Here is a 26904-nt window from a genome sequence, read left to right on the forward strand (position 1 = left end):
AGCCCTAATCCATGGATGAGATTTACCAGATTATTCTTCTTGCCGGGCTCTCTGGCGCGGCCATTCCGCTGGGCGGCCTGCTGGCCCAGATCAGCCGCCTGCGGCCGCAGTGGCTGGAAAAGGAGTTTCGCCATTTCGTCATCGCGTTTGGCGGAGGCATTCTGCTGGGCGCGGTTGCGCTGGTACTGGTGCCGGAAGGGGTCGACGCCAGCCCCCACCCGGCCCTGTCCATTCTGCTGATCGTCGCGGGGGGTGTCTGTTTCTTTTTCCTTGAACGGGCGCTGGGACTGCGCCGTCATGAGTCACCACAGTTAATGGGCATGTTGTTGGACTATGTTCCCGAAGCGATTGCCCTGGGCGGCCTCATCGCCAGCGGCTCGAGTACCGCCGGACTGATGGCGCTGCTGATTGGCCTTCAGAATCTACCGGAGGGATTCAACGCCTACCGTGAATTGATCCGCGTACAGCGAAGTTACGGACGTACCATGATACTCATGTTGGCGCTGGTGCCTATCGGCCCCATCGCAGGCCTGCTGGGCTACAGTTTATTAGGCGATTATCCCGCCGCACTCGCCGCAATTATGCTGTTTGCCTCCGGGGGCATCCTGTATCTGATCTTTCAGGATATCGCGCCGCAATCGCGACTGGAGCGCCACTGGGCACCGCCATTGGGCGCGGTAATGGGGTTCTGCCTGGCCTTGGCAGGCACCCTCGCTCATCAGGGCTGAGCGCTCTGGCTCGGCAACTGGAAGGCTCAACAACTGAAAGGGTTAGCGACTGAAAGCGTCAGCAACTCAAGAGGCCAGCAACTCAAGGGGGAGGCAACTCAGGAGTTCAGCGACTTTTCCATGTTTGCGGCAATGCGACTGGCAATCAATTTAGCGCGCTCTGTTTTCGGGCCCTGAAAGTAGCGATCTGCCGTGTCGTGGAAATACTGCAGCCAGCGCGTGAAATCCTCATGCGTCAGTTGCTGTTTGTCGTTCAGTACGCGGTGGATATTCATCGTATGCCGATGATAGTCATCCCTGCCCAACAGCAGTTTCTCCCAGTACGCCTGTATACGGGGGAAGTGCTCACGGATATCGATGGCGGCCACATCGATAAAAAGCGGGGCCAGCTGCTTATCGGCCAGCAACTGCTCATAGAAGTGTTCAACGAACAGCCGGATCTGCTCCGGACTGTCCATATCGGGCTTGGCAGGTGAATCCATCATAGTAAAACAAGGCTCGGGCGCCGCAATCAGCGCCCGCGCTTTTTCTTGTTCTCTTTCTTCTTCACAAAGCTGACCAGGCGACGTTTGCGGTCAATCTGACGCTTGCTGAGCTGATTCTTTCGCCCCTCATAGGGGTTGTCAGAGGTTTTGTATTCTATGCGGATCGGCGTACCGACCATGTTCAGCTCACGACGGAAGACTTTTTCAAGATATCGGGTATAGCTCTGCGGAACCTTATCGGTCTGATTTCCGTGAATCACCACGATGGGAGGATTGTGTCCACCGGGGTGGGCGTAGCGCAGTTTGATTCGGCGACCGTTGATCATCGGTGGCGCATGGTCGTATACCGCGCCTTCAAGAATCATGGTCAGGCGGCGAGTCTGCAGGTCCTGGGTCGCCGATCGGTAGGCCTTTTCGATAGATTCGTAAAGATGCCCGACGCCCGTGCCATGCAAAGCAGAAATAAAATGTACTTCGGCAAAATCGATAAACTGCAGTCGGCGATCCAGCTCGGTCTTGATGCGATTCTTCTGGTCGGCAGTGAGGCCATCCCATTTATTGATAGCCACCACCACGGCCCGGCCGGCATCCACAACCTGACCCAGCAAATGCAGGTCCTGCTCAACGATATTCTCGCGGCCATCCATCACCAGAATCACAACGTTGGCATCGTCGATGGCTTTCAGGGTTTTAACAATAGAAAACTTTTCGACCGCCTCGTTGATATGGCGGCGCTTGCGTACCCCGGCAGTATCTATCAGCGTGTAGGCTTCGCCGTCGCGCTCGTAGTTGATATAAACGCTGTCGCGAGTGGTTCCCGGCTGGTCATACACCACCACGCGGTCTTCTCCCAGCATGCGGTTGACCAGCGTCGACTTGCCCACATTTGGACGTCCCACCACGGCAATCTTTTTACCCGTTGCTTTCTCCTGCTCCCCTGCCTCATCGGCTTCCGGGAAGAGTTCAAGCACATCTTCAACCAGCTTGCGCACGCCTTTGCCGTGGGTGGCTGTCAGCGGATAGATATCGGCAGCACCCGTCTGGTAAAACTCAGCCATGGCGACATTGGGGTCGGCGCCATCAATTTTATTGGCAACCATGAACACGGGCTTGGAACAGCCGCGCAAGTGCTCAATTAGACCCTGGTCCGCAGGCATAAGACCTGCGCGAGCATCCAGCATCAGCAACACGGCATCAGCTTCGTCAATGGCCTGCAGAGACTGCTGTGCCATCGCCTCATCAATACCCTCTTCATCGCCATTGATACCCCCTGTATCAATTACGATAAAGCGGCGATCCCCAAGCACCGCATCCCCATACTTGCGGTCACGCGTCAGGCCGGGAAAGTTGGCGACCAGCGCGTCACGGCTCTTGGTGAGGCGGTTGAACAGGGTCGATTTGCCCACGTTGGGGCGTCCAACCAGGGCGATTACGGGAACCATAGTGTGTTTACCTGAGTGCGCTGGCGCCGGGTGGCGCTCAGCGATCCTGAATCTTGTAAGCGACCAGTTTGCCACTGTTGCCATAGACATACAGCAGTCGGCCGTCGACCAGCATGGGTGAGCGCAGGCCATCACTGTCGACACGGCTGCGACCGACCAACTGACCATCCAGCTGTCCCAGCAGGTGGAGATAACCGTCAAAGTCGCCGACCGCAACGACACCGCTCAACACTGCGGGTTCGGTGAGACGACGGCGTGCCAGCACGGTCTGCGTCCAGGCAATACTTTGTCCGCCTTCCGCGATAGCACTGACACCGCCCTCGGCATCCACTACATACACATTGCCAAGCGCCTCGGCAGCACCGACATAGCTGGAGTTATCTTTGGCCCACAATGGACGGCCGCTATTGATATCAATAGCCATCACCTGCCCCTGGTAGCCGTTCACCACCACGATGCGCTCGTTCTCAATCAGTAGCAGGCGGCCATCAATATCGACCAGACGGTCAATTTCCGTGCTGCCTTGGGGAACCGAAATACGCTGATCCCAAAGGATGCTGCCGTTTTCAGCATTGAAGGCCATCAGCCGGCCACTGGCGAAACCGACCAGTGCAACGCCGCGGACAATCAACGGGCTGCTGGTACCGCGCATGGTCAACCGTGGCACCTGTGAGGTGTAGGTCCACAGGCGTTTGCCATCCTCGGCATTAAAGCCGTGCACAAGACCGCTGTAAGTCTGAACAATCACCACCCGACCATCGCCTGCCGGGGCGCCCAGCACTTCGCCATTGACTTCGGCACGCCAGAGAATGTCGCCATTCTCGCGATTCAAGGTCACGAGTTCGCCATCGGCGGTACCGACGTAAAGTTGATCACCGGCCACGCCGATGCCACCGGAAATGTTCAGCTCATGGAACACCTTCCAGCGTTTCTTTCCCGTCTTTTTGTTCAGCGCCGCAACGCCGCCGTCCATAGACAGGGTATAAATTTCATCGCCATCGATAGCCGGCGTAAAACGGTAGTAAGCCTCTTCCTGACCATCACCCAGCGAATACGACCAGACTTTTTTCAGGCGTTTGCTTTCCTGGAAATCCGTCAGCGGCGCCGGATCATTGCTCTTTGGTGTCGATGAACAGGCCACCAGAAACAGGCCGATCACCACCACCGCGAGGGTGCGAAACACAGACATGGGCATCCCCTATTCCTCAGCAGCGGCGTGGATCGCCGACAGACTGTTGATTTTCATTTCCAGCAACGGGCTGTTCAGCGGGCTTTGCTGCTGCGCATTCACGGCCTTGGCCTGTTGATATGCGGCCAACGCCTCAGGGAAATCGCCCTGTTTCTGCAATACATCGCCACGCAGCTCCAGTGCCTGCACCGCAGCCGCACCATCGAGCAAAGGCTGTAAAGCGGTCAGCGCGGCATCGTAATTTTGCTGAGCATATTCCAGACGTGCCAGACGCAGTTGGGTCTGGGCTTTCACAGCGGGTTCCGGCTGCTGATCCAACACCCATTGCAGCTCGGTTTCTGCGGCCGCATAGTCACCGTCCTTGACCGCATACTTGGCCAGTATCAGCGCGGCATAGTGCGCGTAACTGTGGGCACTGAAGCCATCTTTCAATGTTGTCGCCAGGTGCTCGGCCGTCGCCCGTTTTGTCGGATCACGTTCAATCAACTGATCAGTTTGCAGAAGATTGTCATAAATCAGCGAGGCATCGCCGGCACGCTCGACTTGATGAGCATTCCAGCCACGCCAGCCAAATACGGCGGCCAGCGCCAGCGCCACGCCGATGACGGTGAACTTGCCATTCTCCTGCCACCAGCGCTTGATGGCTTCGAGTTGTTCTTCTTCTGTACGGTAGGTATCCACAGCTATCCCCAAACGAGTCTGCACTGATCAGTGCAGCGCATTTTCAATGTAATTGGCCAATTCTTCCAGCGCGACGCTCTGTTGTTCGCCGTCACCGCGCAGCGGTTTTACTGCAACGCGCCCCGCTGCCAGCTCATCTTCGCCGAGCACTATAGCCAGTGCAGCACCGCTCTTGTCGGCCTTTTTAAACTGGCTTTTAAAGCTGCCGCCACCGCAGTTAAGCAGCACTTTTATACCCGGTTGCGCATCGCGAAGCTGCTCGGCAATACTCAGCGCACGCACTTCACAATCCTCGCCAGTCGCCACGATGTAGACGTCCGCGAGCGGCGCAGGTTCCGGCAAGGCATCGAGGGTTTCCAACAGCAGACAAAGGCGTTCAAGCCCCATTGCGAAGCCCACCGCCGGGGTCGGCTTGCCGCCGAGCTGCTCGACCAGCCCATCGTAGCGACCGCCCGCACATACTGTGCCCTGGGCGCCCAGTGCAGTGGTGGTCCATTCAAACACCGTCAGGCCATAGTAATCCAGCCCCCTGACCAGTTTGGGGTTCAGCGTATAGGCAAGTCCGGCGGCATCGAGACGGGCACAAAGGCCATCGAAATGGGCTTTGGACTGTTCGTCCAGATAATCATTTAACACCGGCGCGTCGGCCAGCAGCGCCTGAGTTTCAGGCACTTTACTGTCGAGAATACGCAGCGGGTTGCTGTCCAGACGGCGCAGGCTGTCGGCGTCCAGTTGGTCCTTGAATTGACCAAGATAGTCCACCAGCGCCTGGCGATAGGTCGCGCGGGATTCACTGCTACCGATGCTGTTCAGCTCCAGGGTCAGCGCCTCGCTGATACCCAGCTCCTTCCATAGACGCGCGCTCAGCAGAATCAGCTCGGCATCGATATCCGGACCTGACATGCCAAAGGTTTCGACACCGATCTGGTGGAACTGACGCAGGCGACCCTTTTGCGGGCGCTCGTGGCGAAACATGGGGCCGGCATACCACAGGCGCTGCAGCTGATTGTGCAGCAGACCGTTTTGGTCACAGGCGCGTACACAGCTCGCCGTTCCCTCAGGGCGCAGTGTCAGGCTATCGCCATTGCGGTCCTCAAAGGTGTACATCTCTTTTTCGACAATATCGGTGACCTCACCGATAGAACGCTTAAATAACTCGGTCTGTTCGAGAATGGGAAAGCGAATTTCACGGTAACCGTAGCGTCCCAGCAGGCGCGCCACAGTGGACTCCAGATACTGCCAAAGCGGTGAATCGTCGGGAAGAATATCATTCATCCCGCGGATGGATTGAATACGTGCCAATTGGATACCTTGCTAAATCCTTGCGCCTAACTGCGGGCGATCAGATCCTTGTCCTGTTGTTCTTTAAGGGCGACTTTTTCTCGAATCAGTTTTTCGAGATGGTCGATCAGCTCGGGGTTCTGCACCTTGTGATCTTTCTGGCCATTCACATACACCAGGTTGTTCGGGGTGCCACCCGTCAAGCCGATATCGGCTTCTTTGGCTTCGCCCGGACCGTTAACGATGCAGCCGATAACTGCCACATCCAAGGGTGTCGTGACATCCTCAAGTCGAGACTCCAATTCGTTCATGGTGCCGATCACATCGAAGTTCTGTCGCGAGCAGCTCGGGCAGGCAATGAAATTAATCCCTTTGCTGCGCAGCTTGAGACTTTTCAGAATTTCGTAGCCAACCTTGATCTCTTCAACCGGATCGGCGGCCAGCGAAATCCGAATCGTGTCGCCGATGCCATCCATCAGCAGCATCCCCAGCCCCACCGCTGACTTGACGGTGCCGCCACGCAAACCCCCTGCTTCGGTAATGCCCAGATGCAGCGGTTGCTCAATCTGGGAGGCCAGTTGCCGATAGGCCGCTACCGCCATGAAGACATCAGAGGCTTTCACACTGACCTTGAAGTCCTGAAAGTCCAGGCGATCGAGAATATCGATGTGCCGCATGGCCGATTCTACGAGTGCTTCTGGCGTCGGCTCACCGTATTTGCGTTGCAGCTCTTTTTCCAGCGACCCGGCATTCACACCGATACGGATAGGAATATTGCGTTCTTTCGCCGCATCAATCACCGCCTTCACCCGATCTTCCCGGCCGATATTGCCAGGATTGATGCGCAGGCAGTCCACGCCGTATTCCGCCACTTTAAGTGCAATCTTGTAATCAAAGTGAATATCCGCCACCAGTGGGACGGTCACTTGTTCGCGAATCTGCTTAAAGGCCTCGGCGGCCTCCATGCTGGGAACCGACACCCGCACGATGTCGGCGCAAGCGTCTTCCAGACGCCGAATCTGTGCGACCGTCGCCGCCACATCGCAGGTATTGGTATTGGTCATGCTCTGCACCGAAATCGGCGCATCGCCACCCACTGCCACATTGCCAATATGAATCTGGCGAGATTTGCGGCGTTTTATGGGTGATTCCATCTTCATAATTCACCTATCTGTACGCGTACCGCGTTACTTTCGGCAAGCCCGTCCAAGGCGACGTCTTGCTGGTTGTACTGAATACGAACGGCAGGCCAGTAAGCCACGGCCAGCTGCACCGGGCCCTTCACGTCCAGGCTCTGCGACTGCCCCGCCTCCAACTGGCCACGAAACTGTACCGTGCCATCGGCATCGCGAAGCTCAAGCCACACGGTTTGCACAGCGTCCAGACGCACACTGGCCGGGTGCGAGAGCAGTTCCGGGGAGAGCTCAGCGTCGCTGACCGTGGTGGGCACCTGCAACAGCGATTCGCCCAACAGCGAGCGACTGCGCAGTTCCTGCAGGGGAACGTAACGCTCTTCCATCAGGCTGACATCAAGTCTGGGCTTGGGCTCACCGCCGAACAGCAGGTAACTCACTCCCCAAATAATCAAGGCGACCAGCGCGGCCACTGAGAGACGTGCCTGTATAGGGGCCTGTGTACTGCCTTTGGGACGGCGCTGCTGCGCCTGCTCTTCATCGCGACGACATATCCGCTCGCTGTCTTTGAGCAGCGGTGCCTCATCCAGACCAAAATGGCGGGCATAGCTGCGGATGTAACCACGCGCAAACATCGGCGAGTTAAATCGTGAGTAATCATTACACTCAAGCGCTTCAACGTGGGTGGTGAGCAAATTCAATGCTTCCGCCACCTGCTCCACCGATTTTCCTGCGCTAAGCCGGGCGTCTCTCAGTACAGACCCCGGTGGCGCAATATAGTTATCGCTGTGCGCCTGATTCATGCTTACTCAACTCCGCTGTTGGTCAGAGAGGCCTTGTACAGCAGATATTCTTCCGATTTGGGAAAAAGATTCTTCAGCGCCAGTGCGTAACTGGCATAGGCATCTTCATCATCAAACACGTCTGCCAGGCGAATACCCAGCCACAGCGAAGCCGCCGACTGGCGGGGATTCATTTCACGGAATGCGTCGTAGTAGCGCTGCGATTGGGGGTAATCCTGTTTGCGAAAACTCACTTCCGCCATCGACAACACAACGGTGGGATCATCGCGTTCCATCAGCAACGCGCGCTTGAATGCACCTTCGGCACGATCCAGTTCATTTAATTTCAAATAGCAGCGCCCGAGATTAACAAAGGCATCGACGCGACGCTCATACAGCAATTCGCCGACCACAACCTCAAGCTGCGCAGCCGCCTCTCGATACCGCTCCTGCTCGTAGAGATAGGCAGCGTAATTATTGCGGATACGCATGGCTTTCGGGTCTTGCTCGATAGCGCGGCGATAGTAGTTCTCCGCCATCTCCAGCTCCCCGGTATTCTGGTAGACCAGCGCAAGGGCTTCCAAGGTTTCGGGGTTGTGCTTGTCGACCGTTTCCACATACTTCAAATGGCGCTTGGCCTGCTGCCAATTGCCGTTGGAAATGTAGGTTTTGGCCAACTGCAGGGAGGTTTCGTAGGCTTTTTTCTCATCGGCCTTTTCGGCAAAGCCGCCGGTCTCGGTGGTGACGCAGGCGCAAAGCAGAAGCGCCAGCACACTCAGAAGCAAAACCCGGCCATGACGGCTTAATCGCGGTACTCTCGACATCACTGGCCTGTGCTCCTCACGTAATACGAATGGCTTGAAGTTCTTCCGATTTTCGGCGGTGACGCTCCGCGCGGCGCGTACGGTCCTGCACCTGCCCGGCAAGCTGACCGCAGGCGGCGTCAATGTCGTCGCCGCGAGTGGTGCGAACGGTTGTTACGTAACCGGCATCGGTCATCACTTGCCAGAATCTCGATACGGCATTTTTTGACGGACGACGATAGTCTGACAAGGAGAACGGATTAAAGGGAATCAGATTCACTTTGCACGGCAATTCGCGGAGAACGTCCGCCAGCTCTCTCGCCTGCTCGACGCTGTCGTTGACGCCGGCAATCAGGGTGTACTCAACAGTAACCACACGGTGTTTATCAGGCTGTTTATCGAGATAACGACGACAGGCAGCAAGAAGTTCGGCAATGGGGTAACGGCGATTGATCGGTACCAGCTCGTTGCGCAGCGCATCGTTAGGCGCATGCAAGGAGACAGCCAGGGACACTTCTGACACATCGCCCAGCTTGTCCAGCATCGGCACAACACCGGAGGTACTGAGGGTAACCCGACGCTTGGACAAGCCGTAACCGAAATCGTCCATCATCAGGCCGGTGGCATCCACCACATTGTCGAAATTGAGCAGCGGCTCACCCATGCCCATCATCACCACATTGGTGACTACCCGTGAGCTGCCTGCTTGAAAAGCGTCGAACGACTGAATCGCCAGCCAAACCTGACCGATAATTTCTGCGGCTGTCAGGTCGCGCTGGAAACCCTGTTTGCCGGTAGAGCAAAAACTGCAATCCAGACTGCAACCTACCTGCGACGAGACACAGAGAGTGCCCCGCTGCCCGTCGGGAATAAAGACGGTTTCAACCAGATTGTTGCCACCGACTTCGATGGCCCACTTGCGCGTGCCATCCTTGGAATCCAGTTGGCGCACCACTCGCGGGGGCCGAATCTCGGCAATCTCGGCCAGCTTGGCACGCAAGCCTTTGCCGAGGTTACTCATCTGTTCGAAATCATCGATACCCGAGTGGTGAATCCATTTAAGAATCTGTTGGGCACGGAACGGCTTTTCACCAATAGAAACCAGCCAGGCCTCCATTTTCTGGCGTGTCATGCCAAGCAGGTTTACACGCTCAGGCTGTTGAATCACCGCCTCTTGCACGTCCATGCCCGGTGCCTCCTCAGGCGCGCTCGCAGAGCTCGCTGGTAGCGAAGAAGAAGGCGATTTCGCGAGCAGCAGAGGCTTCGGAGTCAGAACCGTGAACGGCGTTGGCGTCGATAGACTCGGCAAAGTCCGCGCGAATAGTGCCCGCCTCAGCTTCTTTGGGGTTAGTGGCACCCATCAGTTCGCGGTTTTTCGCAATAGCGCCTTCGCCTTCCAGCACCTGGACGGTAACCGGACCGGAGGTCATGAAATCAACCAGCGCGGGGAAGAACGGACGACCTTTGTGCTCGGCGTAAAAACCTTCTGCCTGCTCGCGGCTCAGACGCAGCATTTTCGCTGCAATAATCTGCAGGCCAGCTTTCTCAAAACGGCTGTAGATTTCGCCTACAACGTTTTTGGCAACCGCATCGGGTTTAACAATGGAAAGGGTGCGTTCTACGCCCATGTAAGTATCTCCGGCTTAAAGTTCAAACGGTGGGGCGGTGCCCCGAAAAAATAGGAGGGAATTATACGCGCATTCGCGGCAAATAGGTACGCAACCGCCCCTGGCTGTGTCAGTCGCGCTCGTCGAGCCAGGCCGCTTGAATTGCCTCCAGAATTTTCTCGCCACTGCGCTTGGGGTCGTCGTCAAAATCATCCAGCGATACAACCATTTTATGCAGGTCGACAAAGTTGATATACGTCGGGTCAACATCCGGGTGCGACTCCGCCAGCTCAATGCCAATATCCAGCACATCAGTCCATTTCAGTCCCATGACAGTCTCCTCTCAAGGCAGCGATCAGTGGCGCTCAGACACCATATTGATGGTATAGCGGGGAATTTCCACAACCAGATCTTCATCCGCGACCACAGCCTGACAACTCAGGCGCGACTCCGGCTCCAGCCCCCAGGCTTTGTCGAGCATATCCTCTTCCAGCTCGTCGGCCTCGTTCAGCGAATCAAAGCCTTCGCGCACCACAACGTGGCAAGTCGTGCAGGCACAGGATTTTTCACAGGCATGCTCGATGTCGATACCATTGGCCAGCATGGCATCGCAGATGGTTTCACCACTGGCCACTTCCAACACTTCACCCTCCGGGCAAAGCTCTTCATTTGGCAGTACAACTATGCGTGGCATCGGGAACTCCTCAAAGGTCGTCCACTCGCCGACCGGCGAGGGCTTTCTTGATACTGGCGTCCATACGACGCTCAGCAAAAGTTTCACTGGCGGCACCGACAATTTCAATCTGCCGGGCGATACTGGCCGCCGTGCCGCTATCTTTTTCGCGGTGCAGCGCTTCCATTTTGTCCAGCAGCTCGCGCTGTTCGGATTCGCTGAGCAGCGCCTCACCGTCAGCTAGCAGCGCCGCAGACAGTGACTGCAATAGCGCTTCGGCATCTACCTGTTGCTCGCGCAAGGCACGGGCTTCTTTATCCTGGCCCGCCGCCTCAAATGACGAGGTCAGCATATCGGCGATATCGTTGTCGCTGAGGCCGTAGGACGGCTTCACCTGTACCTGGCTCTCTGCGCCGGTGGTCTCCTCCCGGGCAGATACTTGCAACAGACCATCGGCATCAACCTGGAAGGTAACGAGAATGCGCGCCGCCCCCGCCACCATGGGTGGAATACCACGCAATTCAAAGCGCGCCAGTGAGCGACAATCGTCTACCAGCTCACGCTCGCCCTGCACCACGTGAATCGCCATGGCCGTCTGACCGTCTTTGAAGGTGGTAAATTCCTGCGCCATCGCGACCGGGATGGTGGTGTTGCGATGAATGACTTTTTCCGTCAGCCCCCCCATGGTCTCCACACCCAGCGACAGCGGAATGACATCCAGCAACAGCGTTTCCTCGCCACTGCGATTGCCGATCAACTGTTCGGCTTGCGACGCCGCGCCCAGCGCAACCACTTTATCCGGATCGATATCCACCAGGGGCTCGCGGCCGAACCACTCAGCCACCCGCTCCCGCACACGCGGCACGCGAGTCGAACCGCCGACCATCACCACATTGAGAATCTCATCACTGCGCAGACGGGCATCTCGCATCGCTCTTTTGCAGGCGCGGATCGCGCGATCAATCAAGGGATCCACCAGCGTATTGAACTCTTCTCGGCTCAACACCAATTGCTGCGAATCCAGACTGACGTCCACCTGCTCAGCGCCCGTCAGCGCTTCTTTCGCAGCGCGACTGGCATCCAGCAAACGACGGCGCTGCTTGCCGTCCAGTGAATCGAGGCCGGTTTTTTCGATGAACCAGGCCGCTATCGCCTGATCGAAGTCGTCGCCACCCAGCGCCGAATCACCGCCTGTCGACAGAACCTCAAATACGCCCTTACTCATCTGAAGTACCGAGATATCGAAGGTGCCGCCACCGAGATCAAAAACGGCAATAGCCCCCTCTTCTTTCTCGTCCAGACCGTAAGCCACGGCGGCTGCAGTCGGCTCGTTCAGCAGACGTAAGACATTGAGCCCTGCCAGTCGCGCCGCATCTTTGGTCGCCTGACGCTGACCGTCATCGAAATATGCGGGAACGGTAATCACAACGCCTTGCAGTTCATCACCCAGACTACGCTGCGCACGATCAGCCACGCTGCGCAAAATATCTGCAGAAACCTGCACCGGCGACAAGTCGCCCGCCTGGGTCCGCAGCTTCACCATATCGTCGCCGCAATCCACCAGCGTATAGGTCGACAGCACTTCCGCGGCACTGGCATCGGCATAGCTGCGCCCCATCAGGCGCTTTATCGACGCCAGCGTGTTTTCGGGATCGTCAGCCGCCATGGCCTGAGCCGCAGCACCCACTGCATCGGCGCCCTGCGCGCCGTAGTGCACAACCGATGGCAACAGGTGTCTTCCCTGCTCGTCCGGCAGTGTTTGCAGGTGGCCGTTGCGGAATGCCGCAACCAGCGAATTGGTGGTGCCGAGGTCTATCCCCGCCGCCAGCTTGCGCTGGTGGGGTTCGGGACTCTGCCCCGGCTCTGAAATTTGCATTAATGCCATAAGATAAATTCGGTCCGTTTACGGGCTCTGCCGTTCAGTAGTCCAGCAGTTCACTCTCTTTCTGCTCCGCTTCGCTACGCAGCTTTTCCAGAAACTGCAGCTTGGCGTAGGCCGCCTTCGCCTGCTCGATATCGGCATCCAGCCCTGTGACAAAGACGGCCTTTTGCTCAGCCATGGCGTTATCCACGTCGCAGTAGAAGGCATCGAGCGCCGCCTCGGGGTCCGTCGCATCATGCAGGTCTGACAATTCTTCGCGAAGCTGCAACTGCTGCATCAGAAACTCTGGGTCGCTGAAAGTAGTATTACTGGTATCCACTGGATGACCAGCCAGCTTGAGCAGGTAGGCCGCGCGGCGCGTTACCGAGCGCAGTGTTTCGTAGGCTTCATTGATCTGCGAGGATTTTTGCACCGCCAGACGTCGCTCTCGGTCGCTGCCACCAGCGAAGCGATCAGGGTGCACACTGCGCTGCAGCTCTCGGTAGGCGCGGGTCAGTGACGCTTCGTCCACGTCAAACTGACGCGGCACACCCAGCATACTGAAATAGTCTGCTGCCTGTTCGCTCATAACACCCTTCTCCGCAACTGAGGGTTCACACCAGAGAGGCTGAAAATCACCTCCGCAAATATGCAAAAGGCGCGATCGGCCATCCACCGAAACGCGCCAGCACTCGCTCACACAGCCGTTAAACCGTGAAGCTCTCTCCGCAACCGCACTCCGCAGAGACATTGGGGTTGTTAAATTTCAGCCCTTCGTTCAAGCCCTCTTTGACAAAATCCAACTCCGTGCCATCGAGGTAAACCAGGCTTTTGGGATCGACATAAATCGACGCCCCAAAGGCTTGAAACACTTTATCTTCGGGCTGCGGCTCGTCGACAAACTCAAGGACGTATGCCATACCGGAACAGCCCGAGGTACGAACGCCCAGGCGAATACCCAGGCCACGCCCACGACCTTCCAACTGGCGTTTGATATGACCAGCCGCAGATTCCGTCAGGCTGACTTTCATATCTACTTCAGCCATCAGACTCAGGCGCCTTTCTTCTTGCGATAATCGGAAACAGCGGCCTTGATCGCATCTTCAGCCAACACAGAGCAGTGAATCTTCACCGGAGGCAGAGCCAGCTCCTGCGCAATTTCCGTGTTTTTGATGTGTTCAGCTTCTTCCAGCGTTTTGCCTTTAACCCACTCTGTGAGCAGTGAGCTGGAAGCAATCGCACTGCCGCAGCCGTACGTTTTGAACTTGGCGTCTTCGATGACACCCTCGTCGTTCACTTTGATCTGCAGACGCATCACGTCACCGCAGGCCGGCGCGCCGACCATGCCAGTACCGATTTCATCACTGTCATCGAATTTACCGACATTACGGGGGTTCTCGTAATGGTCCAGTACTTTTTCACTATATGCCATGGTTAATCCCTCCTCTTGAGTCGGCTCAGTGAGCCGCCCATTCAATGCTGTCCAGGTCGATACCGTCTTTGTACATATCCCACAGCGGCGACAATTCTCTCAGCTTGTCGACCGCCTTGCGAACCTGGGCAGCGGCGTAATCTACTTCCTCTTCAGTGGTAAAGCGACCGAAGGAAAAACGCAGCGAGCTGTGGGCGAGTTCATCGTTCAAACCCAGCGCACGCAGCACGTAAGAAGGCTCCAGACTGGCCGACGTACAGGCCGAACCGGATGATACCGCCAGATCTTTCAGCGACATGATCAGCGATTCGCCCTCAACAAACGCCAAGCTGATATTCAGGTTACCCGGCAAACGGTGCTCCAGCGAACCGTTCACGTGCACCTGTTCGATATCCTTCAGTGCTTCCCAGAAACGGTTGCGCAAGGCCAGCGAGTGCGCCGCGTCTTTTTCCATCTCCAGGCGCGCCAGCTCACAGGCTTCGCCCATGCCCACAATCTGGTGGGTGGCCAGCGTGCCGGAGCGCATACCGCGCTCATGACCGCCGCCATGCATCTGCGCCTCCAGCCGAACCCGTGGCTTGCGGCGTACATACAGCACACCAATGCCCTTCGGTCCGTAGAGTTTGTGCGCCGAAATGGACAGCAGGTCCACTTTCATCGCTTCCATATCCACCGGAATCTTGCCGACACTCTGTGCGGCATCGACATGGAAAACGACTTTGCGTTCGCGGCACAACTCGCCGATGGCAGCGATATCACTGATCGTGCCGATCTCGTTGTTGGCGTGCATGATGCTGACCAACACCGTGTCATCGCGCATTGCCTGCTCGACGGCTTCAGGCGTGATAATACCGTCGGCATTGGGATCCAGGTAGGTCACGTCGAAACCTTCCCGCTCCAGCTGGCGGCAGGGGTCCAGCACAGCTTTGTGCTCAATTTTCGAGGTGATTATGTGTTTGCCCTTCTTGCTGTAGAAGTGGGCAGCACCTTTAATCGCCAGGTTATCGGACTCCGTCGCGCCCGAGGTCCAAACAATTTCGCGGGGGTCAGCATTAATCAGGTCAGCGACCTGGCGACGGGCATTTTCCACCGCTTCTTCCGCTTTCCAGCCAAACAGGTGAGAACGCGACGCAGGGTTACCGAAATTCCCCGCGGTCGTGAGGCAGGTCATCATTTTCTCGGCAACACGCGGGTCTACCGGCGTGGTTGCGGAGTAATCCAGATAAATCGGCAACTGCATAGCTCTCTCCTCATGTCGGCCGCACGGAACATCAGCGCGGCCTGGTCGCTCACAGTTCAACTGTGACAAACCGTTAAGCCTATTCGATGGTTGTCAGCGCGATGGTCTGACCAGGTTGGCTGCGTCGTTGACGTGCAGACACGGCCTGCACGTCGCGGCGCTGCACGAGACTTGCCAGACTGATATCACTGAGAAAATGGTGTATCTGATCACTCAGGTCAGACCAGAGGTGATGGGTCAGACATGTGTGCCCATCCTGACAATCGCTGTTCCCGGAACAGCCGGTTGCGTCTACGCGCTCGTCAACAGCATCGATGATTTCGGCAACAAATATTTCTTCGCCGGGACGATTAAGACGATAACCACCGCCCGGGCCACGGATGCTGCGCACCAGCTCCCGACGTCGCAGCTTGGCGAACAGCTGCTCCAGATATGACAGTGAAATATCCTGTCGACCGGAAATATCGGCAAGGCTGATCGGCCCCTGGTCGCCATAAAGCGCCAGATCCAGCATCGCCGTTACCGCATATCGTCCTTTGGTCGTCAGTCGCATAATCGTACCTACTCTCCGTAGGACAAATTATGCAATAACCAAGTATTTCTATCAACTATTTACCTGATTAAAACACTCGGCTTTTGCCGATGGCAGCAAAAAACGGCGGCATTATAGCGATTCATCGCTTTCCGCTCCATCGCCCTTCTGCGGGAGAGCCTCGCCGCGGGCCTTGCGCACCCAATATTGGGTGGACGTGAGAATGCCGCGCAAAATATTGACTTCCATTTCGTCCAAGCGGGTACGCTGGTACAGGCGACGCAGGCGCAACATCAATTTCTTCGGCGCCTGCGGCCGCAGGAAATTAATGTCGTACAGCGTCTCCTCCAAGTGAACAAGATAGCGCTCCAGCGCCTCGGCATTCGCTACCGGCTGATCCCACTCCGCCATCGCATTGGCATCCAGCTCACCCGATACCTGCAGCATCCGCAGCTCATAAGCCATCACCTGAACAGCCATGCCCAAATTCAGCGAACTGTATTCCGGGTTGGAGGGAATATGCACATGCAGATTGCAGCGCTGCAGTTCTTCGTTGGTCAGTCCACGGTCTTCACGACCAAACATGAGGGCGATTTTGTGCCCACCCTGCGCTTCTCGGTAGGCCTCCTGCATGCAGTGACGCGGATCCAATAGCGGCCAGGGGACTGTACGCTCACGAGCACTGGTCCCCACCACCAACTGGCAATCGGCGATCGCCTCGTCGAGCGTTTCGCAGACCACGGCATTCTCAAGGATATCGGTGGCGCTGGCAGCACGCCATGTGGCCTCATCGTGGGGAAACTTGCGCGGCGCCACCAGATACAGCTGCGACAGACACATGTTTTTCATCGCACGCGCCACCGCGCCGATATTGCCCGGATGCGAGGTATTCACCAGTACGATGCGGATGTTGTCGAGTGAGTTTGTCTGAGTCATAAGCGCCGCCCTGTTTGCAAGCGGCGCATTCTATCAGAGGCCGGATGACGGGTCAGCGATCAGCGGCATCTTGCCAATGAAGCGCAACCCCCTGCTCACCGGGTTGCGCCAGATACCCCTCGCATATCGCAAGATCAGCAATCGCAGCCAATTGGCCGTCACAATAGATCAACGGCAATCGCTCGCGACGGCGCGGGGCAAGCTGCCAAGCCTGAAGTAGCTTTTTCAGTGCCCGACTATGAGTTTCGCCCGCCAACTGGCAGCGCTCTCCGCCCTGCCGGAAGGCGACCTCCACCCGGCCGCGAGGCGCGAAGCTGCCGCCGGGGGCCGCACTCAGCCGCCCTTGAGGCAATTCCAAGGGCATATCGACTCCCCAAGACTGAACAGCAGGCAGCCCCTCTTGCGCCAGGGTTTCCGGCTCGGCGATCAACTGTCGGGCAAAGCGGTAGAACCGCCAACCGTCAACACAGACCTCTGGCACGGCATCCACATCCGCCGTCAAAAACTGCCCGGCAAAATCCTCAAGCTGCGGGCGACTCAACACGACTCCCCAGCAGCGCTCAAGATATCGCCGCAGCAAGGCGAGCTGACGATACTCAGCCAGATCACCGAGCGGCCCCAGTGACAGCGCCTTGCCATCGAGCAAAGGCGCCAGGTCAGCATCCAGGTAGTCATTTAACAAGGCCTGACTGTCACGCAGATTCTCCGCCGCCCGCGACAGGGCTTGCCGGTAGCTCGACCAGCGCTCTGCCATGGCCGGCATGACACGATGGCGAAGATAATTGCGGTCATAGCGCGCATCTTGATTACTGGGGTCTTCCAGCCACTTTAAATTTCGCGCGTGAGCGTAGACCTGAAGCTGTGAGCGCGGCGTCGTCAGCAGCGGCCGCAGCAGTCGCCCCTGACCCAAAGCGCGCCCATGAGGCATGGCCGCCAGTCCGGCCAACCCCGCACCACGCAGTAAGCGGAGCATCAGGGTTTCGCATTGATCATCGAGGTGATGGGCCTGCAACAGCAGTTCGCCGCGACCGAGCAGTGACTCAAACACCCGGTAGCGCGCCAACCGCGCTTCCGCTTCCGGCCCCTGCCCACCGGCCTGCGGACTCACCACGACCCGCTTAATCACACAGGGAAGGCCAAGCGTTTCAGCCACCACCAGACAATGCTGAGCCCAGACTCCGGAGTCAGCCTGTAAGCCATGATCAACATGTATCAGAGAGAGCGGCGGGAAGTCGCTGCACTGTTCGCGCAGCTCCATCAGCAAAGACAGCAGTACCCGCGAATCCATGCCGCCGCTGAAGGCCAGCCACAACCGGGGAACAGGGAGAATATCGCGCAGCGACTGTTCGAGCTGCGCGATCAGTGTCGCGCCGTCAGCCATGGCTCACAGCGCAAATCATCAGACGGTGCCGTAGGACATCAATCGGTCGTAGCGGGTTTCCAGCAGTTCTTTCTCAGGAAGCGCCTGAAGCTTCTCCAGCTCCTTGAGAATATGCGCTTTAACCCGGCTGGCGCTCTCGTCGATGTCGCGGTGTGCGCCGCCCTGAGGCTCCGGAATAGTCGCGTCGACAATGCCCAGCTCTTCGAGCACCGTTGAAGTCAAACCCATTGCCTCGGCGGCATCAGGTGCGTATTCACTGCTCTTCCAGATGATATTCGCGCAGCCTTCTGGGGAGATAACGAAATAGGTCGAGTACTGAAGCATGGCGATATGATCGCCCACCCCGATCCCCAGCGCACCACCGGAGCTGCCCTCACCGATAACAATGCAGATGATCGGCGTTTTGAGGCGGGACATCACTGCCAGGTTTTGCGCGATGGCTTCCGAAATGCCCCGCTCTTCGCTGTCGATCCCCGGATAGGCCCCCGGGGTGTCGATCAGAGTAACAATAGGTAAGTTGAACCGCTCGGCCATTTCCATCAGACGCAGCGCTTTGCGATACCCCTCAGGCTTGGGCATACCGAAATTGCGTTTCACTTTTTCGGTAACACCGCGGCCCTTTTCCTGGCCGATCACCATTACCGGCTTGTCACCAATACGGCCAATACCACCGACTATCGCCGAGTCATCACCGAAGTGGCGATCACCGTGCAGCTCGTCAAAATCCGTGACAATGCGGCGGATATAGTCCAGCGCATAGGGACGCATAGGATGACGGGCAATCTTCACCACATCCCAGGGACGCAGCGAGGAGAAAATTTTCTCGGTCAGCTTGCTGCTCTTGTCCTTGAGCTTGGCGATTTCCTCACTGATATTAATATCGTTGTCGTTGCCGACGAGTTGCAGCTCTTCAATCTTGGCTTCCAGCTCGGCGATTGGTTGTTCAAAGTCGAGGTAGTTCGGATTCATTGCTCTGTTTTATTCGCTCTGTTGACGTGTTGCCCACATAGTTTCAATGAGAAATGGGGACATTCATGCCGGTGATTATACGTTAATCGTATTTGATCACCACGTTATTTGCCCCACAGTCTTCGCGCAAGCGAATCAGCACATCTTCCTGTGGAAGTATGCGCCAGTCGCCACTCAATCTCAGCCGCGCCTCACCTTCTGGACGCCGGTAGCGGATCACCACGGGGCAGTTCCCCCCGCGCACACTGCCCAGCGCCGACTTGAGCCGCTGCAACTGTTCTGCACTGCTGTGCTCTGATTCGATCAACAGCTCAAGCTCCCGCGCGTGGTGCTCCCTGGCCTCGGCCAGACTGCGCAGGGATTTGACCCGCATTTTTTTGCCGCCGCTGTACTCGTCAAAGCTGCATACACCTTCGACAACCAGCACCGCGTCTTTCACCAGTTTGTCTCGACACTCTTCATACACGTCACTGAACAGGGCCACTTCTATTCGGGCCGTGCGGTCATCCAGCAACAGGAAGGCCATGGTATCGCCGCGCTTGTTTTTCATGGTGCGCATATTCACCACGAGACCGGCAACGGTCTGCGCCTGCTTGTCGGGATTCAAATCGACAATGCGGCGTGGCACAAACTGGCGCAGCTCCGCCTCGTAATCGTCGATGGGGTGGCCGGTCACGTACAGACCCAGCGTGTCCTTTTCCCCCTGCAGGCGCTCTTTGGTCGTCCAGCGCCGGGCATCGCGGTAAGGCTCATACACATCGCGATTATCCACCGCTAAAGTGTCACCAAAGAGATCAACCATGCCGATTTCGCTGTTGCGCGCGGCCTGCTCCGCCACTTGCACCGCTTCGGGCATGGCCGCCATCAATACCGCACGGTCTTCGCCGAGATCGTCAAAGGCGCCACTGCGAATCAGTGCTTCAATCGCTCGCTTGTTGACCTTGCGCGGATCGGTGCGTTCGCAGAAATCGAACAGATTCTTGAAGGGGCCACCGCTGCTTCTTGCAGCAATAATATTTTCTACCGGACCTTCACCCAGCCCCTTGATCGCCCCAAGACCGTAGACAATCTGTCCCCGGTCATTCACGGTGAACATATACTCGCCCTCGTTCACCGAGGGGAGTTTGTAATCCAGCTTCATCTCGCGGCATTCTTCGATGAACACCACGATTTTGTCGGTATTGTCGAGTTCGGAGCTCATTACCGCCGCCATAAACGGCGCCGGGTAATGGGTCTTCAGCCAAGCAGTCTGATAGGAGACTAAGGCGTAAGCAGCCGAGTGCGACTTGTTAAAACCGTAGCCCGCGAACTTCTCCATCAGATCGAAGATGTTGGAGGCCAGCTCTTGATCAAAGCCCTTCTCTACCGCCCCGGCCAGGAACAAGCCCCGTTGCTTTTCCATCTCTTCGGGCTTTTTCTTACCCATCGCCCGACGCAGCAAGTCAGCGCCGCCCAGCGTATAGCCGCCCATTTCCTGCGCGATCTGCATAACCTGTTCCTGATACAGGATGATGCCGTAGGTCGGCTGCAGTATCGGTTGCAGGCATTCGTGTTGATACTGGGGGTGAGGAAAAGCCAGTTCGGCGCGGCCGTGCTTACGATTAATAAAGTCGTCTACCATGCCGGACTGCAGCGGCCCCGGACGGAACAGGGCCACCAGTGCGACGATATCTTCAAAACAGTCGGGCAGCAGCTTCTTGATCAGCTCCTTCATGCCGCGTGATTCCAGCTGGAATACTGCCGTGGTTTCCGCGGACTTGAGCAGATCGAACGTCTTCTTGTCTTCCAGCGGAATCGCCATGATATCCAGCGGATCTTCGCTGACCTTGGCTCGCTGGGCATTAACGATTTTCAACGCCCAATCGATGATGGTCAGAGTCCGCAGACCGAGGAAGTCGAACTTGACCAGCCCGGCATCTTCAACGTCGTTCTTGTCGAATTGGGTCACCAGACCACTGCCGGTTTCGTCGCAGAACAGCGGCGCAAAATCCGTGAGCTTGCTGGGCGCAATCACCACGCCCCCGGCGTGTTTACCCACACCTCGCACGACCCCTTCGAGCTGCTCCGCCATATCCCAGATTTCCTGAGCCTGTTCATCGGCCTCCAGAAACTCCTTGAGAGCAGGCTCCTGCTCCAGCGCCTTACTCAACGTCATCCCCACTTCAAAGGGGATCAGTTTGGAGAGCTTGTCGGCCAGACCGTAGGACTTGCCCTGCACCCGCGCCACGTCCCGCACAACAGCCTTGGCGGCCATTGTGCCGAAAGTGATGATCTGACTCACCGCGTCACGACCGTAGTTATCGGCCACGTAACTGATCACCTGATCGCGACCGTCCATACAGAAATCGACGTCGAAGTCAGGCATCGACACCCGCTCCGGATTGAGGAATCGCTCGAACAGCAGGTCGTACTCAATCGGGTCGAGGTCGGTGATCTTCAGTGCATAAGCGACCAGCGACCCCGCACCGGAACCCCGACCCGGTCCGACTGGAATATCGTGGTCCTTGGCCCACTGGATAAAGTCCATCACGATCAGGAAGTAGCCGGGGAACCCCATCTGCAGGATGATATCCAGCTCAAAATCCAGCCGCGCGCGGTATTCCTTTTCAGTATCGGCAAAGCTTGGTGCGGCGCGATCGAAGAGAAAATCGAGCCGCTCATCCAAGCCCTTATGACACAACTCACGAAAGAACTGCTCCTGCGTCATACCTTCAGGAATCGGGTATTCAGGCAGGTAATAGGTGCCCAGCTTGACGGTCAGGTTACAGCGCCTCGCGATCTCAACACTGTTTTCCAGCGCCTCGGGAATGTCGCTGAACAGCTCAAGCATTTCCTCGGTACTGCGCAGGTATTGCTGATCACTGTAATTGCGTGGCCGACGTGGATCATCGAGCACCCGGCCATCGCGAATGCATACTCGGGCTTCGTGGGCCTCAAACTCATCACTGTGGATAAAGCGCACATCATTGGTCGCCACCACCGGACACGATAGCTTAGCCGCCAGGGCAACAGCATCGTGAATGTAGTCCTCTTCGTAGGGCCGACCAGTACGCTGCAGCTCCAGGTAAAAGCGATCCCCAAACACCGACAGCCAGCGCGATAGCCGCGCCTCTGCCAGCTCACGCTTACCCGACACCAATAGCTGCCCGACATCGCCGTCACGCCCCGCCGACAGTGCAATCAAGCCCTCGCTCTGCTGCTCCACCCAGCTACGGTAGACATAGGCCTTGCCCTGCCACTGTCCCTCCAGATAAGCGCGAGAAATCAGATCGGTAAGATTGTGATAGCCGGTCTCGTTCTGCACCAACAGGCATAAGGTGCTTATCTGTTCCGGGTCATCATCGTCGCGCAACAGCAGATCACTGCCGTATATGGGCTTAATCCCCGCCCCTTGCGCGGCCTTTTGGAACTTGATCAATGCATAGAAATTACACAGGTCAGTCAGTGCCACCGCAGGCATTCCCAACGCAGCGGTGTGCTTGCACAGGTCTTTGACCCGCACCAGGCCATCGACCAGCGAGTACTCGGAGTGCACGCGAAGATGAACGAAACTTTCATTCAGCATGGTCATACCTATGTCGTGATACACCGCCTTGATAGCGGCCAGAAATTACGATTGGGCGCTTTCCAGCAGAGCCCTGACCGGCGCGTAGCTGCGGCGGTGAATCGGCGTAACACCCAGTGTACGCAGCGCTTCCAGATGAGCCTTGGTCGGATAACCTTTGTGCCCCGCCAGACCATAGCCGGGGTAACGGGCGTCAAGCTCACACATTTCCCGGTCGCGCACCACCTTGGCAAGAATCGACGCAGCAGCAATGGCTGCCACCTTGCTATCACCCTTCACAATGGCCTGAGCACGGTAGGACCAGCGCGGCAATCGATTACCGTCAACCAGTACCAGCTCCGGCGTTATCGCCTGCCCCTGTCGCTGCAAGCCCTCAACCGCTCGGGTCATGGCCAGCATACTGGCATGCAGGATATTCAGCCTGTCGATTTCCTCGACGCTGGCTCGCGCCACACAAAACGCCAGCGCCTTGCCGCAAATTTCGTCAAACAGAGCCTCGCGACGCTTCTCCGTGAGCTTTTTGGAGTCGTTGAGGCCGGCGATAGGCTGCGCCGGATCAAGAATAACCGCAGCGGCAACCACGTCACCACACAGCGGCCCTCGCCCGACCTCATCAACACCGGCGGTCAAGGCAGGAAAATCGTCTACCGCTGCAAACAGATCCGCCGTTTCCACTACTCAACCGCCTCATCGCGAGACGGCTTGCCAGCAACCTGCAAGACGACTTCAGCCGCCTGCTCGCTGGCGTTGCGCGCCAGATTCACATGAATACGCCGGAACTCGGCAATCAACGCCGCACGCTCATTGCTGTTGCTCAACTGTTCCAGAATCAGCGGCCCGATGACCTCGGCAGCCACCTCTTCCTGCAATAGTTCAGGCACCAGTGAGCGCTTGGCCAGTAAGTTGGGCAGTGAGAAGAACGGTGTTTTCACCAAGCGCGACAGCAAGGCGAACGACAGCTTGCCAAAACGGTAGCAGACCACCATTGGCCGCTTGAGTAACAGCGCCTCGAGGCTAGTTGTGCCGGACGCCATCAGCACTGCATCGGATGCCGCCATCACCGTGCGGGACTGCCCAAGTACCACCCTCACCGGCAAGTCAGCCGTCTGATTCGCGATAGCATCGAGAATCTGGCGACGGCGATCTTCATTGGCGGCAGCGACCATGAACTCAATGTTCGGCAATGCCCGTCTCAGCCACTGCGCCGACTCCAAAAACGTCGCGATCAACTGCGACACTTCGCCGCCCCGGCTACCCGGCAGCAGCGCCACCATTGGCTGATCACCCTCGATGTCCAGTTCGGTCCTGGCCTGCTCTCGCTGGTCGTCCAGAGAAATCTGGTCGGCCAGGGGATGCCCGACACAACTGACTGGCACACCATGCTCCCGATAGAAATCTTCCTCGAAGGGAAACAGGGTCAGCATATGGTCCACAGACTTGGCGATGTTTTTGATGCGCCCGCGCCGCCACGCCCAGACCGAGGGGCTGACGTAGTGCAGCGTAGGCACACCCTGGTTGCGCATAAAGCGCTCAACATTCAACGTAAAATCAGGAGAGTCGATACCAATCAGCACATCGGGCTGCCAGTTCAACAGGTGCTGTTTCAGATGGCGACGAATGCGCAGTAACTCCGGCAGACGCTTCAGCGGTTCTGAAAAGCCCATTACCGACAAGCGGTCCATATCGCAGATGCTGTGAAAGCCCTCCGCCAGCATCAGCGGACCACCGATACCTTCGAATCGCGCGTGGGGGTAGCGCCGCTTGATCGCTTTCATCAGGTCGGCACCGAGGATATCTCCGGATGCCTCACCCGCAACAAGCGCAATTTTCAATGAAGCCATAGCACATCAGGCCGGCGGAGCCGGCTCCAGTATCAAGCGTTAGCGGACAATACCGCGTTGGGAGTTCTTCAGAGAGTCGGCCATCAGGCCCACGGTAGGCTGCTCATCAATCAGCGGCTGCAACGCGGCCAGCGCTTCTTCCACAGTCAGGCCATGCCGGTAGATAATTTTATAGGCACGGCGGATAGCCGCGATGGCCTCCGCGGAAAAGCCTCGGCGCTTCAGGCCTTCCACGTTGATGGTTTTCGCCTCGGCAGGGCTGCCGCTAACCGTCACGTAGGCGGGTACATCTTTACTGATGTGACAGCCAAAGCCGGAAAAACTGTGGGCACCAATATGGCAGAACTGGTGGACCAGCGAGTAGCCGCTCAGGATCGCCCAATCTCCCACTACAACGTGCCCGGCCAGCGATGCGTTATTCACCAGAATACAGTGATCGCCCACTACAGAATCATGCCCAATGTGGGCATAGGCCATAATCAGATTATCGCTGCCGATCACGGTCTTACCCTGATCCTGCACCGTGCCGCGGTGAATCGTGACGCCTTCGCGGATGATGTTGTTGTCGCCAACAATCAGTTCGGTGGGCTCACCTTTGTACTTGAGATCAGGGGTATCTTCACCCACCGTGGAGAACTGATAAATCGTATTGTTCTTGCCAATACGCGTAGGCCCGTTAAGCACAACATGAGAACGGATATCACAGCCTTCGCCCAACTCAACATGCGGACCAACAAGCGTCCATGGTCCGATCTTGACGTCGGCAGCAATGATCGCCGTGGGGTCAATAATCGCCCGAGGGTCTATTTGCGCACTGGGGTGAATATGTCCCGACATCACTTCTTCCGATCAATACACAAAATGGACGCGGAACAGGCGAGCTGGTCTTCTACATAGGCCTGACATTCAAATTTCCACAAGCCCCGGCGATCGGACACATACTGGGCTTTCAGGATCAACTGGTCTCCCGGCACCACCTGCCGCTTGAAGCGTGCGTTGTCGACACCAGCGAACATATAGATCGAACCGTCTGACGGCTTTTTCTCCAAGGTTTTGAACCCGAGGATACCCGCGGCCTGAGCCATCGCCTCGATAATCAGTACGCCCGGCATGATCGGCATGCCGGGAAAATGACCGTTAAAGTGGTTCTCGTTGCCAGTCACGTTTTTGACGGCCACGATAGACTCACCGGGAGTCAGTTCAATGACTTTATCGACGAGCAGAAACGGATAACGCTGAGGCAAATATTCCTGAACTTCATTAATGTCCATGAGCATGGCTTAACTCTTGTCCTCATGTAGCTTTTTTAATTGTTTTTCCAAGGCTTGAACCTGGCGATACAGCTCGTCAAGTTTGCCGAAACGGGCGGAGTTTTTGCGCCACCTCGCTGTTTCCATCAAAGGGCTGCCACCACTGGAGTAGGTGCCCACCTGATCAATAGATTTGGTTACCAGACTGCGTGCCGTTAAATGCACGCCGTCGGCGATCTGAATATGACCGACCACGCCGACATTCCCTGCCAAAGTACAGTGCTTGCCGATTTTTGCACTGCCCGCCACCTGGTTACAGGCAGCCATGGCCGTGCCCTCGCCCACTTCAACGTTGTGAGCGATCATCGTAAAGTCGTCCATGATAACGCCATCGCCAATTACCGTGTCATTCAGTGCGCCACGATCGATACAGGAGTTGGCACCGACTTCCACACGATTGCCGATTCGTACACCACCCAACTGGTGAATTTTCACCCAGCCATCTTTTGACGGTGCAAACCCGAAGCCATCGCCACCAATCACCACACCGGAGTGGATAATGCACTCATCGCCGATGCTGACGCCGTGGTACACCGTGACATTGGCATGCAGGTAGCTGTACTTACCGATCTGGCTGCCGCGACCAATCACTGTTCCCGGTGCAATCACCGTGCCTTCGCCAATCTCGGCACCAGCCTCAATCACGCAGTTTGCGCCAATGCTGGCGCTGGGGTGCACTTGGTCGGACTCGACAACGGCACTGGGGTGGACGCCAGCACGGGGTTTTTCCAGCGGCTCAAACAAGGCACTGGCTTTCGCATAGGCGAGATAAGGGTTGTCTGAGACCAATATCACCCGGTCATCACCGGCGGCCTGAGCCTCTGCCAACAAGTCAGGGTGAACAATCACCGCTCCCGCCTGGGTCTCAGCCAGCAAGCGGCGATATTTAGCGTTTGCCAGAAAACTGAGCTGGTCGGCTTGGGCGCTGTCTAGTGCGCCGATTCCCCTGACCTGCCGCTGGCCATCGCCATGCAGCGACAACCCCAAAAGCCCGGCCACTTCGGCCAGGCTCAGTACTTTCTGGTCGGGCATG

General features: G+C 57.2%; 28 protein-coding genes. 1 reads left to right on the plus strand and 27 read right to left on the minus strand.

All coding sequences use genetic code 11. The features are described 5' to 3' along the window. Nucleotides 1-11 precede the first annotated feature (11 nt). Nucleotides 12-728, plus strand: a complete 717-nt coding sequence (locus tag G411_RS0102645) for a ZIP family metal transporter (protein ID WP_022957623.1) — start codon at nt 12-14, stop codon at nt 726-728. A 98-nt stretch (nt 729-826) separates the two neighbouring features. On the opposite strand, the gene G411_RS0102650 is transcribed toward G411_RS0102645, so the two are convergent. The 27 genes from G411_RS0102650 to lpxD form a co-directional block, all read right to left on the minus strand. Continuing rightward, nucleotides 827-1213 (minus strand): group III truncated hemoglobin, encoded by a 387-nt coding sequence (locus G411_RS0102650; protein WP_022957624.1) that lies wholly within the window; start codon nt 1211-1213, stop codon nt 827-829. Nucleotides 1214-1239: 26 nt separating this feature from the next. Next, nucleotides 1240-2655 carry a ribosome biogenesis GTPase Der gene (gene der / locus G411_RS0102655; protein ID WP_022957625.1) on the minus strand — a complete coding sequence of 472 codons (1416 nt, stop codon included), beginning with the start codon at nt 2653-2655 and terminating at the stop codon, nt 1240-1242. Between the two features lie 37 nt (nt 2656-2692). After that, on the minus strand, nt 2693-3844 hold the full coding sequence (gene bamB, locus G411_RS0102660; protein WP_028968080.1) for an outer membrane protein assembly factor BamB: 1152 nt from the start codon (nt 3842-3844) through the stop codon (nt 2693-2695). 9 nt (nt 3845-3853) lie between these two features. Beyond that, nucleotides 3854-4525, minus strand: coding sequence for a YfgM family protein (locus tag G411_RS0102665; protein ID WP_022957627.1), 672 nt, complete (start codon nt 4523-4525; stop codon nt 3854-3856). Nucleotides 4526-4552: 27 nt separating this feature from the next. After that, nucleotides 4553-5827, minus strand: coding sequence for a histidine--tRNA ligase (gene hisS / locus G411_RS0102670; RefSeq protein ID WP_084495224.1), 1275 nt, complete (start codon nt 5825-5827; stop codon nt 4553-4555). 26 nt (nt 5828-5853) lie between these two features. Beyond that, on the minus strand, nt 5854-6966 hold the full coding sequence (gene ispG, locus G411_RS0102675; protein ID WP_022957629.1) for a flavodoxin-dependent (E)-4-hydroxy-3-methylbut-2-enyl-diphosphate synthase: 1113 nt from the start codon (nt 6964-6966) through the stop codon (nt 5854-5856). Further along, complete coding sequence (locus G411_RS0102680) at nt 6963-7742, minus strand: helix-turn-helix domain-containing protein (protein WP_022957630.1); 780 nt, start codon at nt 7740-7742, stop codon at nt 6963-6965. Before G411_RS0102680 ends, ispG begins: the two co-directional genes overlap by 4 nt. Nucleotides 7743-7744: 2 nt before the next feature. Next, a complete protein-coding gene (pilW, locus tag G411_RS0102685; RefSeq protein ID WP_022957631.1) occupies nt 7745-8545 on the minus strand; it encodes a type IV pilus biogenesis/stability protein PilW in 801 nt (266 codons plus the stop codon). A gap of 16 nt (nt 8546-8561) precedes the next feature. After that, nucleotides 8562-9710 (minus strand): dual-specificity RNA methyltransferase RlmN, encoded by a 1149-nt coding sequence (gene rlmN / locus G411_RS0102690; RefSeq protein WP_022957632.1) that lies wholly within the window; start codon nt 9708-9710, stop codon nt 8562-8564. Nucleotides 9711-9723: 13 nt separating this feature from the next. Continuing rightward, on the minus strand, nt 9724-10152 hold the full coding sequence (gene ndk, locus G411_RS0102695) for a nucleoside-diphosphate kinase (protein ID WP_022957633.1): 429 nt from the start codon (nt 10150-10152) through the stop codon (nt 9724-9726). A 109-nt stretch (nt 10153-10261) separates the two neighbouring features. Next, nucleotides 10262-10462, minus strand: a complete 201-nt coding sequence (gene iscX / locus G411_RS0102700) for a Fe-S cluster assembly protein IscX (protein WP_022957634.1) — start codon at nt 10460-10462, stop codon at nt 10262-10264. A 24-nt stretch (nt 10463-10486) separates the two neighbouring features. Then, a complete protein-coding gene (gene fdx / locus G411_RS0102705) occupies nt 10487-10825 on the minus strand; it encodes an ISC system 2Fe-2S type ferredoxin (RefSeq protein ID WP_022957635.1) in 339 nt (112 codons plus the stop codon). 10 nt (nt 10826-10835) lie between these two features. After that, nucleotides 10836-12689 (minus strand): Fe-S protein assembly chaperone HscA, encoded by a 1854-nt coding sequence (gene hscA / locus G411_RS0102710; protein ID WP_022957636.1) that lies wholly within the window; start codon nt 12687-12689, stop codon nt 10836-10838. Between the two features lie 34 nt (nt 12690-12723). Beyond that, nucleotides 12724-13254 carry a Fe-S protein assembly co-chaperone HscB gene (hscB, locus tag G411_RS0102715; RefSeq protein ID WP_022957637.1) on the minus strand — a complete coding sequence of 177 codons (531 nt, stop codon included), beginning with the start codon at nt 13252-13254 and terminating at the stop codon, nt 12724-12726. A gap of 118 nt (nt 13255-13372) precedes the next feature. Beyond that, nucleotides 13373-13711, minus strand: a complete 339-nt coding sequence (gene iscA, locus G411_RS0102720) for an iron-sulfur cluster assembly protein IscA (RefSeq protein WP_022957638.1) — start codon at nt 13709-13711, stop codon at nt 13373-13375. 5 nt (nt 13712-13716) lie between these two features. After that, a complete protein-coding gene (gene iscU, locus G411_RS0102725; protein WP_022957639.1) occupies nt 13717-14097 on the minus strand; it encodes a Fe-S cluster assembly scaffold IscU in 381 nt (126 codons plus the stop codon). Between the two features lie 25 nt (nt 14098-14122). Next, nucleotides 14123-15337 carry an IscS subfamily cysteine desulfurase gene (locus G411_RS0102730; RefSeq protein ID WP_022957640.1) on the minus strand — a complete coding sequence of 405 codons (1215 nt, stop codon included), beginning with the start codon at nt 15335-15337 and terminating at the stop codon, nt 14123-14125. 79 nt (nt 15338-15416) lie between these two features. Further along, nucleotides 15417-15890 carry a Fe-S cluster assembly transcriptional regulator IscR gene (gene iscR, locus G411_RS0102735; RefSeq protein WP_022957641.1) on the minus strand — a complete coding sequence of 158 codons (474 nt, stop codon included), beginning with the start codon at nt 15888-15890 and terminating at the stop codon, nt 15417-15419. Nucleotides 15891-16001: 111 nt separating this feature from the next. After that, nucleotides 16002-16805 carry a tRNA (cytosine(32)/uridine(32)-2'-O)-methyltransferase TrmJ gene (gene trmJ, locus G411_RS19075; RefSeq protein WP_022957642.1) on the minus strand — a complete coding sequence of 268 codons (804 nt, stop codon included), beginning with the start codon at nt 16803-16805 and terminating at the stop codon, nt 16002-16004. Nucleotides 16806-16857: 52 nt separating this feature from the next. Beyond that, nucleotides 16858-18186, minus strand: coding sequence for a tRNA lysidine(34) synthetase TilS (tilS, locus tag G411_RS0102745; RefSeq protein ID WP_022957643.1), 1329 nt, complete (start codon nt 18184-18186; stop codon nt 16858-16860). An 18-nt stretch (nt 18187-18204) separates the two neighbouring features. Continuing rightward, nucleotides 18205-19155, minus strand: coding sequence for an acetyl-CoA carboxylase carboxyltransferase subunit alpha (locus G411_RS0102750; RefSeq protein WP_022957644.1), 951 nt, complete (start codon nt 19153-19155; stop codon nt 18205-18207). 82 nt (nt 19156-19237) lie between these two features. Beyond that, on the minus strand, nt 19238-22720 hold the full coding sequence (gene dnaE, locus G411_RS0102755) for a DNA polymerase III subunit alpha (protein ID WP_037508645.1): 3483 nt from the start codon (nt 22718-22720) through the stop codon (nt 19238-19240). A 45-nt stretch (nt 22721-22765) separates the two neighbouring features. Further along, nucleotides 22766-23395: a ribonuclease HII gene (rnhB, locus tag G411_RS0102760; RefSeq protein ID WP_022957646.1), complete on the minus strand. Its 630-nt coding sequence runs from the start codon at nt 23393-23395 to the stop codon at nt 22766-22768. Then, complete coding sequence (gene lpxB, locus G411_RS0102765) at nt 23395-24561, minus strand: lipid-A-disaccharide synthase (protein WP_022957647.1); 1167 nt, start codon at nt 24559-24561, stop codon at nt 23395-23397. Before lpxB ends, rnhB begins: the two co-directional genes overlap by 1 nt. Before the next feature lie 39 nt (nt 24562-24600). Next, nucleotides 24601-25398: an acyl-ACP--UDP-N-acetylglucosamine O-acyltransferase gene (gene lpxA / locus G411_RS0102770; protein WP_022957648.1), complete on the minus strand. Its 798-nt coding sequence runs from the start codon at nt 25396-25398 to the stop codon at nt 24601-24603. Beyond that, nucleotides 25398-25838 (minus strand): 3-hydroxyacyl-ACP dehydratase FabZ, encoded by a 441-nt coding sequence (gene fabZ / locus G411_RS0102775; RefSeq protein ID WP_022957649.1) that lies wholly within the window; start codon nt 25836-25838, stop codon nt 25398-25400. The genes lpxA and fabZ overlap by 1 nt, the downstream gene beginning before the upstream one ends. 3 nt (nt 25839-25841) lie before the next feature. Then, nucleotides 25842-26903 (minus strand): UDP-3-O-(3-hydroxymyristoyl)glucosamine N-acyltransferase, encoded by a 1062-nt coding sequence (lpxD, locus tag G411_RS0102780; protein WP_022957650.1) that lies wholly within the window; start codon nt 26901-26903, stop codon nt 25842-25844. Between the last annotated feature and the right edge of the window lies 1 nt (nt 26904).

The organism is Spongiibacter tropicus DSM 19543 (genome assembly GCF_000420325.1).
GTDB classification, from domain to species: domain Bacteria; phylum Pseudomonadota; class Gammaproteobacteria; order Pseudomonadales; family Spongiibacteraceae; genus Spongiibacter; species Spongiibacter tropicus.